Origin of the sequence: Micromonospora sp. NPDC000442 (assembly GCF_042898635.1) — a bacterium.
Lineage (GTDB): Bacteria > Actinomycetota > Actinomycetes > Mycobacteriales > Micromonosporaceae > Micromonospora.
Genome location: NZ_JBIAYZ010000035.1, coordinates 1 through 14709, shown reverse-complemented (window position 1 = coordinate 14709; position 14709 = coordinate 1). Strand labels below are relative to the sequence as shown.

General features: G+C 72.2%; 14 protein-coding genes. 9 read left to right on the top strand and 5 right to left on the bottom strand.

What is annotated here, in order from left to right; genetic code table 11:
- Positions 1-136: 136 nt before the first annotated feature.
- A complete protein-coding gene (locus ACFY2A_RS29530) occupies positions 137-913 on the bottom strand; it encodes a glucose 1-dehydrogenase (protein ID WP_387176485.1) in 777 nt (258 codons plus the stop codon).
- Between the two features lie 225 nt (positions 914-1138).
- Between ACFY2A_RS29530 and ACFY2A_RS29525 the strand changes: the two genes are divergently transcribed.
- The 4 genes from ACFY2A_RS29525 (at position 1139) to ACFY2A_RS29510 (ending at position 3351) form a co-directional block, all read left to right on the top strand.
- Complete coding sequence (locus tag ACFY2A_RS29525; RefSeq protein WP_387176483.1) at positions 1139-2038, top strand: helix-turn-helix transcriptional regulator; 900 nt, start codon at positions 1139-1141, stop codon at positions 2036-2038.
- Between the two features lie 83 nt (positions 2039-2121).
- Positions 2122-2577, top strand: a complete 456-nt coding sequence (locus ACFY2A_RS29520) for an Rrf2 family transcriptional regulator (protein ID WP_363917562.1) — start codon at positions 2122-2124, stop codon at positions 2575-2577.
- Positions 2577-3089, top strand: coding sequence for a GNAT family N-acetyltransferase (locus tag ACFY2A_RS29515; protein WP_363917560.1), 513 nt, complete (start codon positions 2577-2579; stop codon positions 3087-3089). The genes ACFY2A_RS29520 and ACFY2A_RS29515 overlap by 1 nt, the downstream gene beginning before the upstream one ends.
- An 88-nt stretch (positions 3090-3177) precedes the next feature.
- On the top strand, positions 3178-3351 hold the full coding sequence (locus ACFY2A_RS29510) for a DUF4236 domain-containing protein (protein ID WP_363917558.1): 174 nt from the start codon (positions 3178-3180) through the stop codon (positions 3349-3351).
- A gap of 74 nt (positions 3352-3425) precedes the next feature.
- On the opposite strand, the gene ACFY2A_RS29505 is transcribed toward ACFY2A_RS29510, so the two are convergent.
- Complete coding sequence (locus ACFY2A_RS29505) at positions 3426-4280, bottom strand: hypothetical protein (RefSeq protein ID WP_387176480.1); 855 nt, start codon at positions 4278-4280, stop codon at positions 3426-3428.
- A 49-nt stretch (positions 4281-4329) separates the two neighbouring features.
- The gene (locus ACFY2A_RS29500) at positions 4330-4851 is read right to left on the bottom strand and encodes a VOC family protein (protein WP_387176478.1); all 522 of its coding nucleotides are present in this window, start codon (positions 4849-4851) and stop codon (positions 4330-4332) included.
- A 48-nt stretch (positions 4852-4899) separates the two neighbouring features.
- Here ACFY2A_RS29500 and ACFY2A_RS29495 point away from each other — a divergent pair, with 48 nt between their 5' ends.
- The 3 genes from ACFY2A_RS29495 (at position 4900) to ACFY2A_RS29485 (ending at position 9784) form a co-directional block, all read left to right on the top strand.
- Entirely contained in the window at positions 4900-5361 is a 462-nt protein-coding gene (locus ACFY2A_RS29495) for a MarR family transcriptional regulator (protein ID WP_363917719.1), read from the top strand.
- A gap of 68 nt (positions 5362-5429) precedes the next feature.
- Entirely contained in the window at positions 5430-7397 is a 1968-nt protein-coding gene (locus ACFY2A_RS29490; protein WP_387176476.1) for a tetratricopeptide repeat protein, read from the top strand.
- Positions 7398-7558: 161 nt separating this feature from the next.
- A complete protein-coding gene (locus ACFY2A_RS29485) occupies positions 7559-9784 on the top strand; it encodes a HelD family protein (RefSeq protein WP_387176525.1) in 2226 nt (741 codons plus the stop codon).
- A gap of 186 nt (positions 9785-9970) precedes the next feature.
- Here ACFY2A_RS29485 and ACFY2A_RS29480 read toward each other — a convergent pair whose 3' ends face one another.
- Positions 9971-10372, bottom strand: coding sequence for a hypothetical protein (locus tag ACFY2A_RS29480; RefSeq protein ID WP_363917548.1), 402 nt, complete (start codon positions 10370-10372; stop codon positions 9971-9973).
- A gap of 172 nt (positions 10373-10544) precedes the next feature.
- On the opposite strand from ACFY2A_RS29480, the gene ACFY2A_RS29475 reads away from it, so the two are divergent.
- Together ACFY2A_RS29475 and ACFY2A_RS29470 are read left to right on the top strand one after the other, a co-directional pair.
- The gene (locus tag ACFY2A_RS29475) at positions 10545-12587 is read left to right on the top strand and encodes a glycerophosphodiester phosphodiesterase family protein (protein WP_387176474.1); all 2043 of its coding nucleotides are present in this window, start codon (positions 10545-10547) and stop codon (positions 12585-12587) included.
- A 264-nt stretch (positions 12588-12851) separates the two neighbouring features.
- Positions 12852-13229: a hypothetical protein gene (locus tag ACFY2A_RS29470; RefSeq protein WP_387176472.1), complete on the top strand. Its 378-nt coding sequence runs from the start codon at positions 12852-12854 to the stop codon at positions 13227-13229.
- Between the two features lie 148 nt (positions 13230-13377).
- On the opposite strand, the gene ACFY2A_RS29465 is transcribed toward ACFY2A_RS29470, so the two are convergent.
- Complete coding sequence (locus tag ACFY2A_RS29465) at positions 13378-14394, bottom strand: sporulation protein (RefSeq protein WP_387176470.1); 1017 nt, start codon at positions 14392-14394, stop codon at positions 13378-13380.
- Positions 14395-14709: the final 315 nt, after the last annotated feature.

Genomic DNA, 14709 nt, shown 5'->3' with positions numbered 1-14709 from the left:
TGGCATATGCACCGACCAGAACTGCAAGATCGCCGTGGGAGGGCGGGGGCAAGGGTCGCCGTGGGAGGGCGGGGGCAAGGGTCGCCGTGGGAGGGCGGGGGCAAGGGTCGCCGTGGGAGGGGTGGGGGTGGGGTGGTCAGCCGTGGGTGGTTAGGCCGCCGTCTACGGGGATTACCGCTCCGGTGAGGTAGGCACCGGCTTTTGAGGCGAGGTAGATGGCGGTGCCGGCCATGTCCTCGGGGCGGCCGATGCGGCCGAGTGGGACCTGGGCCTCGATGGCGGAGCGGGAACCCGGGTCGTCCAGTGCGAACGCCATCATCTTGCTCTCGAACGGCCCGGGGGCGATCGCGTTGACGGTGATCTGCTCACCGGCCAGTTGGTGGGCCAGGCTGCGGGTCAGCATGTGCACCGCCGCCTTGGTGGCCGAGTACGCGTACACCTCCATCATCGGCACCCGGATGCCGTCGATGGAGCCGATGTTGATCACGCGCGCCGGGTCGTCGGCGTTCGCTGCCGCCCGCAGGGCCGGCAGCAGCGCGGTGGTCAGCCGGAAGACGGACTTCACGTTCACCGCCCACAGCTTGTCGAACGCGCTCTCCGGGTAGCTCTCCAACGGCGCGCCCCAGGTGGCACCGGCGTTGTTGACCAACACGTCCAGCTTGTCGACCCGGTCCTGGACCGCGGCGGCGAGGTGCTGCGCGCCCTCGTCCCGGCCCAGGTCGGCGGGGATCGCCTCGCAGCGGCCGTGCGCGGCCAGATCCTTGGCCACCGCCTCACAGACGTCGGCCTTGCGGGAGGAGATGATGACGTGCGCCCCGGCGGCGACGAAGCCCCGGGCGATCATCAGGCCGATGCCCCGTGAGCCGCCGGTGACCAGGACGGTCTTGCCGTCGACGGAGAACAGATCCTTCATGCCATCCCCTTGGGTACCCGGCCTGGGGGCAGCCGGTGTCGGGGCCGCCGTCACGGACCGCTCGGGGCGCCACGACGACCAGGTCACTACCGATCAGTAACCTAACCGTCCCGCCGCGTCGGGAACAACCCCGTGCGTACGGGTGTCCGTCCACCACGCCGCGACCCGCGATACCCGGGTGGCGAGGGATGCGTACGGGCCGGGCTCGGGCTAACGTCGCAGGTGATGGTCCCTTCCGGTCACCTAGCCACCGCGCTGCCCGACGCTGCCGCCAGCCCAGCCGAGATCGACACGGTCACCCTCGGTGATCTCGCGCCCGACTCCGGGTGGCGACGACCGGTGCTGCTGGACCGCGAGCTGATCGTGCTGACCACAAGTGGTCACGGGCTCGCCGAGGTGGATTTCCGTGCCCTGCCCTGCCGGCCGGGCACGCTGCTGCGGATCCGCCCCGGCCAGGTGCTGCGCTGTGCCCTGCCCCAGCTGGATGCCACGGTGGTCCGCTGGCATCCGGAGGCGCTGCACGGGCTCGACGTCGACGTCGACGACGTGCCGATCTGGTTCCAGCTCGCCGGCGAGGACGAGGACGCGATCATCAACGAGGTCAGCCAGCTGACCGTGGACGCCAGCCGGCACCGGGACACCCGGGCCGCCCGCAACCTGTTGCGCCATCAACTGAGCGTGCTGCTGCTGCGGTTGAGCATGCTGCCCTCCGGTGCGGGGCGGACGTCACGGCCCGAGGAGGAGACCTTCCGGCGGCTGTGCCGCGAGGTGGAGCATGGTTACCAGGCCACCCGCCGGGTCGAGGACTACGCCGACCGGCTGGGCTGCTCGGTGCGTACCCTCACCCGGGCCTGCCTGGCGGTCACCGGGCGCAGCGCCAAGCAGGTGGTGGACGAGCGGGTCGCGCTCCAGGCCAGCCGGTTGCTGGCGGCCACCGACGAGCCGATCGCCCGGATCGGCCGACAGCTCGGCTTCACCGAACCGACAAACTTCGGCCGGTTCTTCACCCGCGAGGTCGGCATGAGCCCGGGCGCGTTCCGGGCCGTCCGCGAGCGGCCCGCGCCGGCACCGATGGTGCGCCCCCGCCCACCCGTCGACGTCCGCATCGACGTCCGTCGGGCGTGACAGCGCGGCGCACGTGACGCGCCACCGGCGATCCGGCAGGCTCGATGCGGCACCGGCCGCCGCGCATTGGGCATGATGACGGGGTGCAGATCTCCGCGCGTGGCGACTACGCGATACGGGCGACACTGAGCCTCGCCGCCACGTACCCGGCGCTGCTGTCCGCCCAGGCCATCTCCGCCGAGCAGGACATGCCCCGCAAGTTCCTGGAGGCGGTCCTCGCCGACCTGCGCCGGGCCGGCATCGTCCGGGCCCAGCGCGGCGCGGAAGGCGGCTACGCGCTGGCCCGACCGCCCGGCGAGGTGACCGTCGGCGCGGTGCTGCGGGCGGCGGAGGGCCCGTTGGCCGGGGTACGCGGCCTGCGTCCAGAGGAGACACGGTACGAAGGGGTGGCCGTCCACCTGCCGCAGTTCTGGGTCGCGGTCCGGGCCGCACTGCGCCGGGTGGTCGACGAGGTGAGCCTGGCCGATCTGGTCGAGGGCCGGCTGCCGCCCCACGTCCGCCGCCTGACCGAGTTGCCGGACGCCTGGGAACCCCGCTGATGCCCACTCCCACCCTGCGCACCGAGCGACTACTACTGGAGCCGTACCGGCCGACGGACCGGGACGACTTCGTCGCGCTGTTCACCGACGCCGAGGTCGGACGGTTCATGGGTGACGGGCCGCTTGCCCCGGCTGCGGCCGAGGCGCTGTTCGAGCGGGTGTTCAGCAAGGTCTACGCCGATGACCTGTTCGACGTGTGGGCGATCCGCAGCGCTGGCCGGTTCGTCGGGCACGCCGAGATCAAGCGGACCGACCAGGTGTCCGGTCACGAGATCGTGTACGCCTTGGCGAGGTCGGCGTGGGGCGGCGGTCTGGGCACGGAGTTGGTCCGAGAGCTTCTCCGGTACGGTTTCGCATCCCTCGGACTGTCCCGGGTCTACGCCACCGTGGACGAGCAGAATACGGCGTCACTGGTCCTGCTGGCTCGCCTCGGTTTCGGTCACGAACGCGATGTCGCCGAGCCCAACGGCAGCACCACCCGGGTGTTGTTCGTCGACCGGCCGAGCGACTGATACTCCACTGCGGAGAGGGCCTGGTTTGGCGAATCGACGCAACGGGCATCTTCGAGCTCGCACGGGAAGTCTCGAAGGGAGCCCCACAATGGGTGTGATGTTGCGTAAGCGCAAGAAGTTCGGGCCGCTGATCCTGCACTTCACGCAGAACGGCTTCTCGTCCTGGAGCTTCAAGCTCGGTCGGTGGTCCTGGAACTCGCGGGCCAAGGCACACCGCGTCGACCTGCCGGGGCCGCTGCACTGGAAGCAGGACAAGTCCTGAGATCCCGACGTTCAGCGGGGCGCCGGCATCCCCGGCGCCCCGGCTTTGTTTTCCGCTGATCGGCTTCCCGCCGGTCACGCGCCTGCCCGAGCGGGTGTGACAAGCACGTCGCCGCCGAGCCGACCGTCCTGTGGGGTGCGGGTCACCTGGCCGGTGTCGAGCAGGGCGTTCAGTGCCCGAACCGCGTCCGCCGCCTGGTAGGCGGTCTCCGTCACCGCGTACCGGCGCAGCTCGGTGACCGTGCGGGGGCCGTGCCGGGTCAGCTCGGCCAGCAGGGCGCGGCCCAGTGGAGCCGGATCCACTGGGAGTGCGGGCGACAGCGGCTCGCCGTACGGGTCGCGGAACCGCAACCCGCTCGCCCACAGGGCTTCCTTCAGCTCCTCCAGGCTGCGGTCCGATCCGGTGCCGAAGCCGAGCCGCCGGTCGGCGTCGACCAGCTCGACCTCGGTGGCCAGCGCGAACCCGGCGTCGATCAGTCCCGCTCGCAGGGCGGTCGCCGCCGCGGCGACCACGAACGCCTCGGCGGACCGGCCGGCCGCGGCGGCGGTCAGCGCCACCGGATCATCCGCCTCCAGGTAGGACAGCACCGGCGCGCCCGCGGCACCGGCCGCCCGCAGGGCCACCGGCAGCCGGGTCGGCGGGCCGGGCATCAGGTGTACGGCGACCTCGGACGGCAGCCCGGCCTCGGCGGCACCGAGCCGGGCCGGTAGTTCCTCGGTGCCCTCGGCCAGCACGAGGACGGTGAGCCGGCAGCCGCGCAGCCGCGCGGCGTGCTCGCCGGCCAGGCGTACGGTCTGCTCGGCCAGGCTCGGGGCGCTGCCGTCGTACCCGAGGGCGACGGTGGCCCGCCGGGCGCGGCGCAGCGCGGCCGGCAGCCACCTGTCCAGGTGTCGGAGGAACGGCGCGTGCCCTACGGCTTCGGTCGGCATCCTGTCGTTCTACCGCAACCGGTCACGCCGGCCCCGACTGGACGGCGTGTCACACCGGGACCGAGATGCCGACGCCACCCCGGGTGTCCCCGCCGTAGCGCTGGATCTCGGCGTTCAGGTCGAGGCGACCGATCCGGGTCCGGGCGGCGAGGGTGGCCTCGTCGAGCCGGTCGGCGGGCACCAGCCAGACCACCTCGAACTCCAGCCCGTCCGGGTCCTGACCGTAGAGGCTCTTCGTGGTGCCGTGGTCGGAGGTGCCGACCAGCGCGCCCGCCCCGGTCAGCCGGCGGGCGGTGGTGGCCAGTTCGTCGAGGGTGTCCACCTCCCAGGCCAGGTGGTAGAGGCCGACGGTGGCCCGGCCGGCGGTCGACCGTCCGGCGTTCGCGCCGATCTCGAACAGGCCGAGGTCGTGGTCGTTGGTGGAGCCCGGCGCCTGCAGGAAGGCGGCACCGCGGAAGCCCTCCGGGGTCATCGGTACCCGGCAAAAGCCCAGCACGTCGCGGTAGAAGGCGACGCTGCGGTCGAGGTCACTGACGTAGAGGACGGCGTGGTTGAGGCGATGGATTCCCATGCGCCAAGGCTAGCCCGCTTTAGTTGAGAGTTAAACTATCAGGCTATGATGCTGGTCATGACCCGCTGGCTGGACCCGGACGAACAACGCACCTGGCGGGCGTTCCTGACCGCCTCCCGGGCGCTGATGGACACGCTCGACCGCGAGTTGCAACGCGACGCTGGCATGCCGCACGCCTACTACGAGATCCTGGTACGGCTCTCCGAGGCACCCGGACGTCGCCTGCGGATGAGCGAGTTGGCCGAGTCCAGCGGCTCCTCGCGCAGCCGGCTGTCCCATGCGGTGGCACGCCTGGAGGCGGCCGGCTGGGTGCGTCGCGAGGACTGCCCCACCGACCGGCGGGGCCAGATCGCCCACCTCACCGACGAGGGTTTCGCGAAGCTGGCCGCCGCGGCGCCCGGCCACGTCGAGGGGGTACGCCGACACCTGTTCGACGCCCTCAGCCCGGCGCAGGTGGAGCAGTTGCGCCGGATCAGCGAGGTGTTGGCCGAACGCCTGAGGCGAGCGTGACCGGATCCTGACCGAACCACTCCGGCGCGGGTCTTGTACTAAACGTCGTCGAATGAGCACGATGGGGCGTGCCCTCCGGCTTCGGTGAACTGACTGATCAGGCGCACGACCTGGTCTCCGCCGGCGATCTCGCCGGCGCCCAACGGCTGCTCGCCGACGCGCTGACCGGCGCCGACCCGCGCCCGGCCAACGCCACGTCCGAGTTGGCCGAGGCGGCCAGCCTGCACGCGCGGGTGCTGGTCGCGCTCGGCGAGCCGCACTCGGCACGGGGCTGGGCCGCCTACGCGTACGCCGCCAGCTCCCGGCTGTACGGCCGCTCCGATCCGCGTACGGTGGCCGCCGCGGCCACCCTGGCGGCGGTGCTGCACCGGGTGGGCAGCTGGTCGCGGGCGGCGCGGCTGTACCAGGAAGTGATCATCGAGCTGACCGCGTCGGACGGACCGGAGTCGCTGCGGGTGCTCGCCGCCCACGCCGATCTGGCCACCGTGGAGTACGCCCGAGGTCAGTGCCAGGTCGCCCGCGACCGGCTCCAGGACGCGTGGGAGCTGCACCGCGAGGTCTACGGCGACGGGCACCCGAGCGGGATCAAGATGCTGGCCCGGCTCGGCTCGATGCAGCGCGACTGCGGCCAGTTCGCCGAGGCGCAGGACAATCTCGCCCTGGCCCGCGAACTGGCCCGCCAGCACCTCCCTGCCGACGACCCGCTGGCCGCCCAGGTGGCCACGCTGGCCCGGGCCGCGGCCAACCCGGCCCACGTCTGCGCCGACAACCCGCCGGTCAGCGTGGAGGAACCGGTCGTTCCGTCCGCCCGTACCCCGCCGGCCGACGACATCCCACCCGCGCCGACCTGGCCGCACCCGCGCCTGCCCGACGACGACGCGCCCGCCTCGGCGGCACCCCCGCCGGCCGGGACGGGCCCGGCCGCCGGGCCGGAAGCCCCGGCGGACTGGCCCGACACCGCCGTGACCGGGACGGGCCCGGCCGGCTGGCCCGACCACGAGGCCGGATCCACCGCATCCCCGCAGGACAGCTGGCCCCCGGCGTGGAGCGCCGCATCGGCAGAACCCGTACCGAACGAGCCGACCCGGACGACGCCGGACAACGAGCCGGCCCCGGCGTCCTGGGCGGCGACCCCGGAGGAGGACGATCAGCCGTGGCGGGTGGCTCGCCACGCCGGTGGGGAGGAACATCCGGCAGAGGGGTACCACCCGAGCCACGGGTACCCGCCGGCCGCTTCGTCGGCAACCGGTGCCACCTCAGCCGTGCCCACGCCTCGGCAGCCGGTCGACGGCCCGGCCGGGCCGCCCGAGGACTGGTGGGCCGGGCCGGTGACCGAGCAGCCCGGTCCGAACCCGTACCCCGAGCCACCACCACCGGCGGGCGGCGGCCCGTATCCGGAGCCACCGCCACCGGCGGGCGGTGCGGTACCGCCGAGCGTGGTCGGGCTGACCGGTACGCCACAGGCCCCCGGGGTGTACCGGCTGCGCCGGGTCGAGCCGGAACGCCCCGGGCCACCGTCACGCCTGCTGCCGGTGCCGGTACGCCGCACCGCCGTACCGACGTCGGACGCCCAGCCGAACCGGCTGGTGCTGATCGTCGCGGCCGGAGTCCTCGTGGTGCTGCTCGGTGCCGCGGCGGTCATCGCCGGGGTGTCCCGGGTCGGCGGCGGCGATCCGGCGCCACCGGCGGCAAGCGGTGACCCGAGCGGCGCGGTACCCCCGGCAACCACGCCCACGGCCGGCGAAGATCCTCCCCCCGCCTCCCCCGGTGCCGCGCCGACCGGGCTGTCGCTGCGCGACAACCGGGACAGTGTGACGTTGCGGTGGTCGTACCCGGCCGGGGCGGAGGGGCCGGTGATCGTCTCGGGCGGTCGGGACGGCCAGCCGCAGAACCCCTTCGCGGATCTGCCCGCCGGCAGCGACAGCTTCGTCGTCTACGGGCTCAACCGCAGTCTCGACTACTGCTTCACGGTCGCGGTCGCCTGGTCCACCGACACCGTCGCCCGCTCCGACGAGGTCTGCACCGAGCGCCGCTGACCATCGGAGCGCGCTATCTTTGGCAGTTCAGGCACAAAAAAGAACGGCTTATGGAAGCCGTCCTGAACGCGAATTCTAGCTAATCGGGAGACGGATTGTCAAGGCACTCCGGCGGTTCGCCGTCCGACGACGAGATCGGCCGCGAGCAGGAGTACGTCTCGATGCTCTACCAGCGCCTCGACGACCTGCGTGACCAGGCAGCGACCCGGTTGACCGAGCAACTACGCGCCACCGGCGGCACGTTGCAGGCCCGCTCACAACGCGACAGCTCGGTACGCATGTACGCCGACCAGGTCGAGCAGTTCTCGGCGGTGGAGAACGGCCTCTGCTTCGGCCGGCTGGACACCGACAGCGACAAGCGCCACTACATCGGTCGGATCGGCATCTTCGACACCGAAGGTGACTACGAGCCGCTGCTGATGGACTGGCGTGCCCCGGCCGCCCGCGCCTTCTACCTCGCCACCGCCGCAAATCCGCAGGGCATCCGGCGACGCCGGCACCTGCGCACCCGGCAACGGAAGGTGGTCGGCGTCAACGACGAGGTGCTCGACCTGGCCACCGCCTCCCCCACCGCCCACGAGGAGCTGACCGGCGAGGCGTCGCTGCTGGCCGCGCTCAACGCCGGACGGACCGGCCGGATGCGCGACATCGTGGAGACCATCCAGGCCGAGCAGGACCGGATCATCCGGGCCGACCTGCCGGGCGTGCTGGTGGTCCAGGGCGGGCCGGGCACCGGCAAGACCGCGGTGGCGCTGCACCGGGCCGCGTACCTGCTCTACACCCACCGGCGGGAACTGTCGACCCGGGGTGTGCTGCTGGTCGGCCCGAACGTGACGTTCCTGCGTTACATCTCGCAGGTGCTGCCCGCGCTGGCCGAGACGGGCGTGCTGCTGCGTACCCAGGGCGATCTCTTCCCGGGCGTCAGCGCCCACCGGGCCGAGCCGGCCACCACCGCCGCCCTGAAGGGGCGCCTGACTATGGTCGAGGTGCTGGCCAACGCCGTACGCGATCGGCAGCGGGTGCCCGACGAGCCGGTGGAGATCGAGCTGCCGCAGCGGGAGGTCCTCGTCCTCGACCCGGCTACCGTGCACGCGGCGCGCGACCGGGCCCGGCGCAGCGGCCGGCCGCACAACCTGGCCCGCGCCGTCTTCGACATCGAGGTCATTCACGCGCTCGCCGACCAGGTGGCCGAACGCATCGGTGCCGACCCGCTGGGCGGGGAGAACCTGCTCGAAGAGGCCGACCGCGCCGAGATCCGCCGCGAACTGCGCGAGGAGCCGGAGGTACGGGCCACCCTGGACGAGCTGTGGCCGGTGCTCACGCCGCAGCGCCTGCTCGCCGACCTGTACGCCGCACCCGAGCGCATCGACGCCGCCGCGCCCATGCTCAGCGACGCGGAGCGGGCCGCGCTGCACCGCGAGCCGGGCGGCTGGACACCGGCGGACGTGCCCCTGCTGGACGAGGCGGCGGAGCTGCTCGGCGAGGACGACCGGGCCGCCGCCGCCCGCCGGGACCGGATCCGCGCCCTGCAACGCGAGTACGCCGAGGGCGTGCTGGAGATCGCCCGGGGTTCGCGCTCGATCGACGTGGAGGACGAGGCCGAGGGCGGCGAGATCCTCGGCGTGACCGACCTGCTCGACGCCGACCGGCTGCTGGAACGGCAGGAGGAGGCGGATCGGCTGACCACCGCCCAGCGCGCGGCGGCCGACCGTGGTTGGGCGTTCGGGCACGTCATCGTCGACGAGGCGCAGGAGTTGTCGCCGCTGGCCTGGCGGCTGCTGATGCGCCGCTGCCCGAGCCGTTCGATGACCATCGTGGGTGACGTGGCGCAGACCGGTGCGCTGGCCGGCACGCCGTCGTGGGCCGAGGCGCTGGCGCCGTACGTGGCGGACCGGTGGCGGCTGACCGAGCTGACCGTCAGCTACCGCACCCCTGCCGAGATCATGGCGGTGGCGGCGGAGGTACTGGCCGAGATCGATCCGGCGCTGCGCCCGCCCCGCGCCGTACGCTCCAGCGGCTTCCCGCCGCAGCAGCGGTCGGTGCCGGCGGAGTCGCTCGTCACGGAGCTGGTGGCGGTCGCCACGGCCGAGGCGGCCGGGCTGACCGACGGGCGGCTCGGGGTGATCGTCCCGGCCGGCCGGCTCGACGACCTCGGTTCCGCGCTGACGGCGGCACTGCCCGAGGCGGCCGTCGGTGAGCACCCCGAGCTGGAGAGTCGGGTGGTGGTGCTGACCGTCGCCGAGGCCAAGGGCCTCGAATTCGACTCCGTCATCGTGGTCGACCCGGCCCGCATCAGCGCCGAGTCCCCCCGAGGCCGCAACGACCTCTACGTAGCCCTAACCCGAGCCACCCAAAACCTAACCACCCTCACCCCCACCCACCCCTAACCCGCTCACCCACCCCCACTAAACCCCCCACCCCCACCCCTGACCCCCACCCCTGACCCCCACCCCTGACCCCCACCCCCACCCCACCCGCCCACCCGGTTGATCATGAAGTTATTGCCCGACACGCCGACGGCGGCAGGCAACAACTTCATGATCGACCGGGTGGGTGGGTGGGTGGGGTGGGGGTTATTCGAAGTTGCCTTGGTGGGTGGTGGGGGTGGACTGGTCACTGGTTGGGCCGCCGGCCGGGGTGCTCATGCCGCCGGTGGTGGCGTCACCGGTCGTCGTGGGGGCCACCTTGCCCCGGTGACGCTCCGGCTGGCGGGCCACCCGTCGGGCGCTCGCCGGCCCGGCGGTGCCGCCGGTCGTGGTGATCGCGCCCTGGCCGCGCGTCGGCCCGCCGTCGCGCAGCACGTTCGGGTCGATCGGCACGTCGGCCGGGTCGTCCGGGTCCTCACGCTGCAACTGGCTCTCCACATCGGTCGGCGGCACGGTCACCTCGTCCAGGGCGCCTTCGCCGTACACGCCGCCGGCGATCCGCTCCTCGGCCCGGCGGGCGGCGTCTTGTCGCATCTCGTCCTCACGCACGATCCATCACCTCGCAGAAGGGTCGGTCTGGGTGCGTGCCCGGTGACCGGCGCGGCAAACCCGCACCGCCGGTTCACCGAGCCGTCGCACTGCGCTTGCCTGCCCGCCTCGCCGGCTGCCGATGCTGTGCAGCGGATTCGGCGGGAGATCCCCGCAGGAGGGAGAGGACAGCGTGCGCATCGTACGCCGTACCGCCGTCGCGGCCCTGGCCGCGACGATCGTGACGACCATGCTGGCGGCGCCCGCCGCGGCACGCCCGCGGCCAGACCGGGACTTCGACCTACAGGCCCACCGCGGCGGACTCGGGCTGCGGGTGGAGAGCAGCCTCGCGTCGTTCGGCAACGCCCTTCAGCTCGGGGTGAGCACCCTCGAACTGGACGTCCAGATCACCGAGGACGGACGGGCCGTGGTCACCCACGACCGGCGGGTCAGCGCCGCGAAGTGCTCCGACACCACCCCGGTCGTCCCCCATGACCCCGAGTTCCCGTACGTCGGGAAGTACGTCAACACGTTGACCCTGGCGCAGGTACGCACCCTCGACTGTGGCTCGCGTACGCTGCCGGACCGGCCGGGGCAACTCGCCGTGCCTGGCGCTCGGATGCCGCTGCTGAGTGAGGTCTTCGCTCTGGTGAAGCGGTACCGGGCGGACGACGTGACGCTAAACGTCGAGACCAAGGTGGAGGCGGGAGCGCCGAGCGAAACCGCGCCACGGGAACAGTTCGTCCAGGTCACCGCGAAGGAGATCCGGGCCGCCGGGCTGCTGCGGCAGGTGACGATCCAGAGCTTCGACTGGGGCGCGCTGAAGCGGATGCGTCAGGTGGAGCCGCGGCTGCCGCTGGTGGCGCTTACCAACTACGACTTCCTCCAGGTCGGGCAACCGGGCGCCTCCCCGTGGCTGGGTGGGCTGGACATCGACGACTTCGGCGGCGACCCGATCCGGGCGATCCGCAGCCTGGGCGTCACCGCCTTCTCACCGGTGCACGGCTTTCCGCAGAACGGCACCGTCACCGACCCCGGCTACCGGCCGTACGTGACGCGGGAGTTGGTGACCCACGCGCACCGCAACGGCATCACGGTGATCCCGTGGACGGTGAACGACGTACCGACGATGGCCAAGCTGATCGACGACGGGGTGGACGGCATCATCACCGACTACCCGGACCGGCTGCGCACGCTGCTCACGCAGCGCGGCTACCGGCTGCCCCGGGCGTACGCCTCGCCGTTCGACATCCAGGCACACCGCGGCGGCCGGGCGACCCGACCCGAGAACACCCTGCCCGCCTTCGCCAACGCGCTGGCCAACCCGGCGATCTCCACGCTGGAACTGGACACCGGCGTGACCTCCGATGGCAGGCTGGTCGTGCTGCACGACCGCACCGTCAACGGGTCGCACTGCCTCGACACCGCACCGGTACGGCCGCACGACCCGCAGTTCCCGTACGTGGGCAAGCTGGTGCACCGGCTGAGTCTCGCGCAGCTCAAGACCCTCGACTGTGGTACGAAGACGGCCGCCGACCTGCCCGACCAGGTGCCCGTCCCCGGTGCCCGGATCCCCACCCTGGAGGAGGTCTTCGCGCTGGTGAAGGCCAGCGGCCGGACGGACATCCGGTTCAACATCGAGACGAAGATCAGCCCATTGGTGGACGACACCGAGCCGTACCGCAGCTTCACCCGCAAGCTGGTGACCGCCGTGCAGCGCGCCGGCCTCACCAGCCGGGTCACCATCCAGTCCTTCGACTGGCGCACCATCACCTACGCCCGGCACCTGGACCGGCGCATCGAGACGGTCGCCCTGGTGTGGCAGTACGGGCCGGCGGAGTGTGCCGGGCTGGCCGACGAGTGCTCGCTGCGAGCGGTGTACGGCGACCGGTCGGTCAAGAGCCCGTGGACCGCTGGACTGGACTGGTGGAAGCACCGGGACCTGGGCAAGCTCACCCGGGCAGCCGGCGCTTCCACCGTGTCGGCGAACTGGCAGGTGCACGACCCGGCGCAGGGTTCGGTCATTAACCCGGACTGGTACCTGCGGCAGGACCCGAGGTACTTCCACGGACCGGACGTACGCACCCTGCAGACCCGGTACGGCCTGAAGGTGATCCCGTACACCGTCAACGACGCGGCGGTGATGCAACGGGTGATCGACCTCGGCGTCGACGGCATCATCACCGACGACCCGGATCTGCTTGTCGGCGTGGCAATCCGCAACGGCCTGCGGTGAGTCTCGGCGCGGGCGGCGCGCCCTGTGCGCCGCCCGCGTAAGCCGCCCGCCCGCGTAAGCCGCCCGCCCGCGTAAGCCGCCCGCCCGCGTGAGCCGCACGGCACGGCCACAAAGGCGGGAATCGCGGTCCGGGCTTGCGTTACTGCCCCGGCTGGAGGGGTAGACCCGGGGTGCCCCCGCCAAGCGCGCGAACCGTGCCGTGGCCGACACGCGGTAGCGGGGCGAGGGTCGCAGGTTACGACTCATCAATCCTGAGGAGGACAGATGAGCACGCAGGCTGCATCTACCAGGCCGATGAACCGCCCGGCGCAGGACGTGCAGAACCGCGCGGCCATGCAGGAGGCACCCACCCGTCAGATGCCGATGATGCACGACGGGCACCGGGAGCCGGCGCCGGCACCGGGTACGGAGACGAAGCAGTCGTTCCTGACCACCGAGTTCTGGATCTACGCGGCTGCCGTCACCGCCGTGGTCATCGCCGCCTTCTGGCGTGGCACCACCGACTACGGGCTGAACCTGAACAACCCCGGCCAGGCGTGGTTCTTCATCACCCTGCTGACCCTCGGTTACCTGGGTAGCCGTGGTCTGGCCAAGGCCGGTAGCCCGAAGCGTTCCGGCGAGGAGCGTAAGCGGGGGCGGTGACCCCGCACAGGCGAGGCCGTGACCGGCCCGCGTACGCACGGTGGCCCTTCGGGATTTCTCCCGAAGGGCCACCGTCCCGTCGTGTCCAGGCCGCCTCGTCCGACCGTGGCCGGCTGGCGGACCTCAGCCGGCGCCCAGCGGCGTTGGCCTAGAACTCCTCGAAGCCGCCGAAGTCGCCGCCACCGAAGTCGCCACCGAAGTCACCGGCGGCGTCGGTCACCTCGTCCTCGGCGCCCTCGAAGGCGTTACCGATCATGTGGCCGGCGAGCATGCCACCGGCGGCACCCAGCGCAGCGCCGGCCACCACCCCACCCATGCCGGAACCCCGGCGCTGGTGCGGGTGGCCGAACTTCTGCGCGCCGCCGTAGCCGTGCGGGCCGAATGCCTGGGTGCGCAGGGCACCGAAGCGGCCGATCGTCTCCTGCAACCAGCCGTCGACCACCTGCACCCAGTCGGAGCGCTCCGCGTCGGTGTGCGCCACCTGGTAGCGGCCGAAGACGTCGTGGCCGGGTGCCAGGAAGCCACCGCGCTTGTCGCACTCCAGCACCACGTCGACGCCGTGTGGGCTGGTGACGAAGGTCAGCTCGAGTTCGTTGATGGTCTGCGCGTACTGCGGCGCGGCGAAGAACTCGATCTCCTGGTAGAACGGCAGGGTCTGCTGCACCCCGTGGATCAGGCCGCGCTCCAGGTCGGCCTTCTTGAACCGGAAGCCGAGCTGGAGGAACGCCTCAAGGATGCGCTCCTGCACCGGCAGCGGGTGCACGTTGATCTCGTCCAGGTCGCCCTTGTCGACCGCGCGGGCGATCGCCAGCTCGGTACGCAGCCCCAGCGACATGCCGTGCAGACGCTGGCCGTAGACCGCGGTGATCGGGGTCTCCCAGGGCAGCGGCAGCTGGAACGGGATGGACAGCGCCTGCTTCGGCGCGAGTTGGAGCGGCCCGCTGACCACCTGGCGGTGGAACTCCATCACGCCGGCCTGCTCACCGATCTCGACCCGGGTGACCAGACCGATGGCGATCTGTTCGATGTCCGCCGCAGCGTCCCCACCGAGCAGGTTGACCTGACCGTCGAGTGCCAGTCCGGGCCGGGTGTTCGGGTTGGCGAGGACGGTGTCCACACTGGGACCGCCCACGCCCAACGCGCTCAGCATCTTCTTGAAGACCATCGGTACTCCTGCGGGGTCTGGTGCCCGAACTCCACATTGGGAGCGGACGCGGACCAGCGCACCCTATCGAGTGGGCCTGTGAGGTCGCTGAAAAACAAGCCGATGCGGTACGGATTCGTGCCCGACGAAACCACGCTCCGGTCAGGCGCGTCGGGTCGTCTTGGTGTTCGGCCAGGCGTACGGGCACTGGGTGCAGCTGCCGTTGCCCGACAAACGGCGGTGGGCGGGGCCCCCCGGGGCCCGCCCCCCCCCGGGGGGGGGGCGCGCGGGGGGGGGGGGCCCCCCGGGGGCCCGGCGGGGGGCGTGCCACCGCCG

Coding starts and splice junctions, on each gene's coding strand:
- ACFY2A_RS29530 (WP_387176485.1), bottom strand. CDS start 913: ATGAAGGATCTGTTCTCCGTCGACGGCAAGACCGTCCTGGTCACCGGC.
- ACFY2A_RS29505 (WP_387176480.1), bottom strand. CDS start 4,280: ATGCCGACCGAAGCCGTAGGGCACGCGCCGTTCCTCCGACACCTGGAC.
- ACFY2A_RS29495 (WP_363917719.1), top strand. CDS start 4,900: ATGCTGGTCATGACCCGCTGGCTGGACCCGGACGAACAACGCACCTGG.
- ACFY2A_RS29515 (WP_363917560.1), top strand. CDS start 2,577: ATGCCCACTCCCACCCTGCGCACCGAGCGACTACTACTGGAGCCGTAC.
- ACFY2A_RS29500 (WP_387176478.1), bottom strand. CDS start 4,851: ATGGGAATCCATCGCCTCAACCACGCCGTCCTCTACGTCAGTGACCTC.
- ACFY2A_RS29525 (WP_387176483.1), top strand. CDS start 1,139: ATGGTCCCTTCCGGTCACCTAGCCACCGCGCTGCCCGACGCTGCCGCC.
- ACFY2A_RS29470 (WP_387176472.1), top strand. CDS start 12,852: ATGAGCACGCAGGCTGCATCTACCAGGCCGATGAACCGCCCGGCGCAG.
- ACFY2A_RS29485 (WP_387176525.1), top strand. CDS start 7,559: ATGCTCTACCAGCGCCTCGACGACCTGCGTGACCAGGCAGCGACCCGG.
- ACFY2A_RS29510 (WP_363917558.1), top strand. CDS start 3,178: ATGGGTGTGATGTTGCGTAAGCGCAAGAAGTTCGGGCCGCTGATCCTG.
- ACFY2A_RS29465 (WP_387176470.1), bottom strand. CDS start 14,394: ATGGTCTTCAAGAAGATGCTGAGCGCGTTGGGCGTGGGCGGTCCCAGT.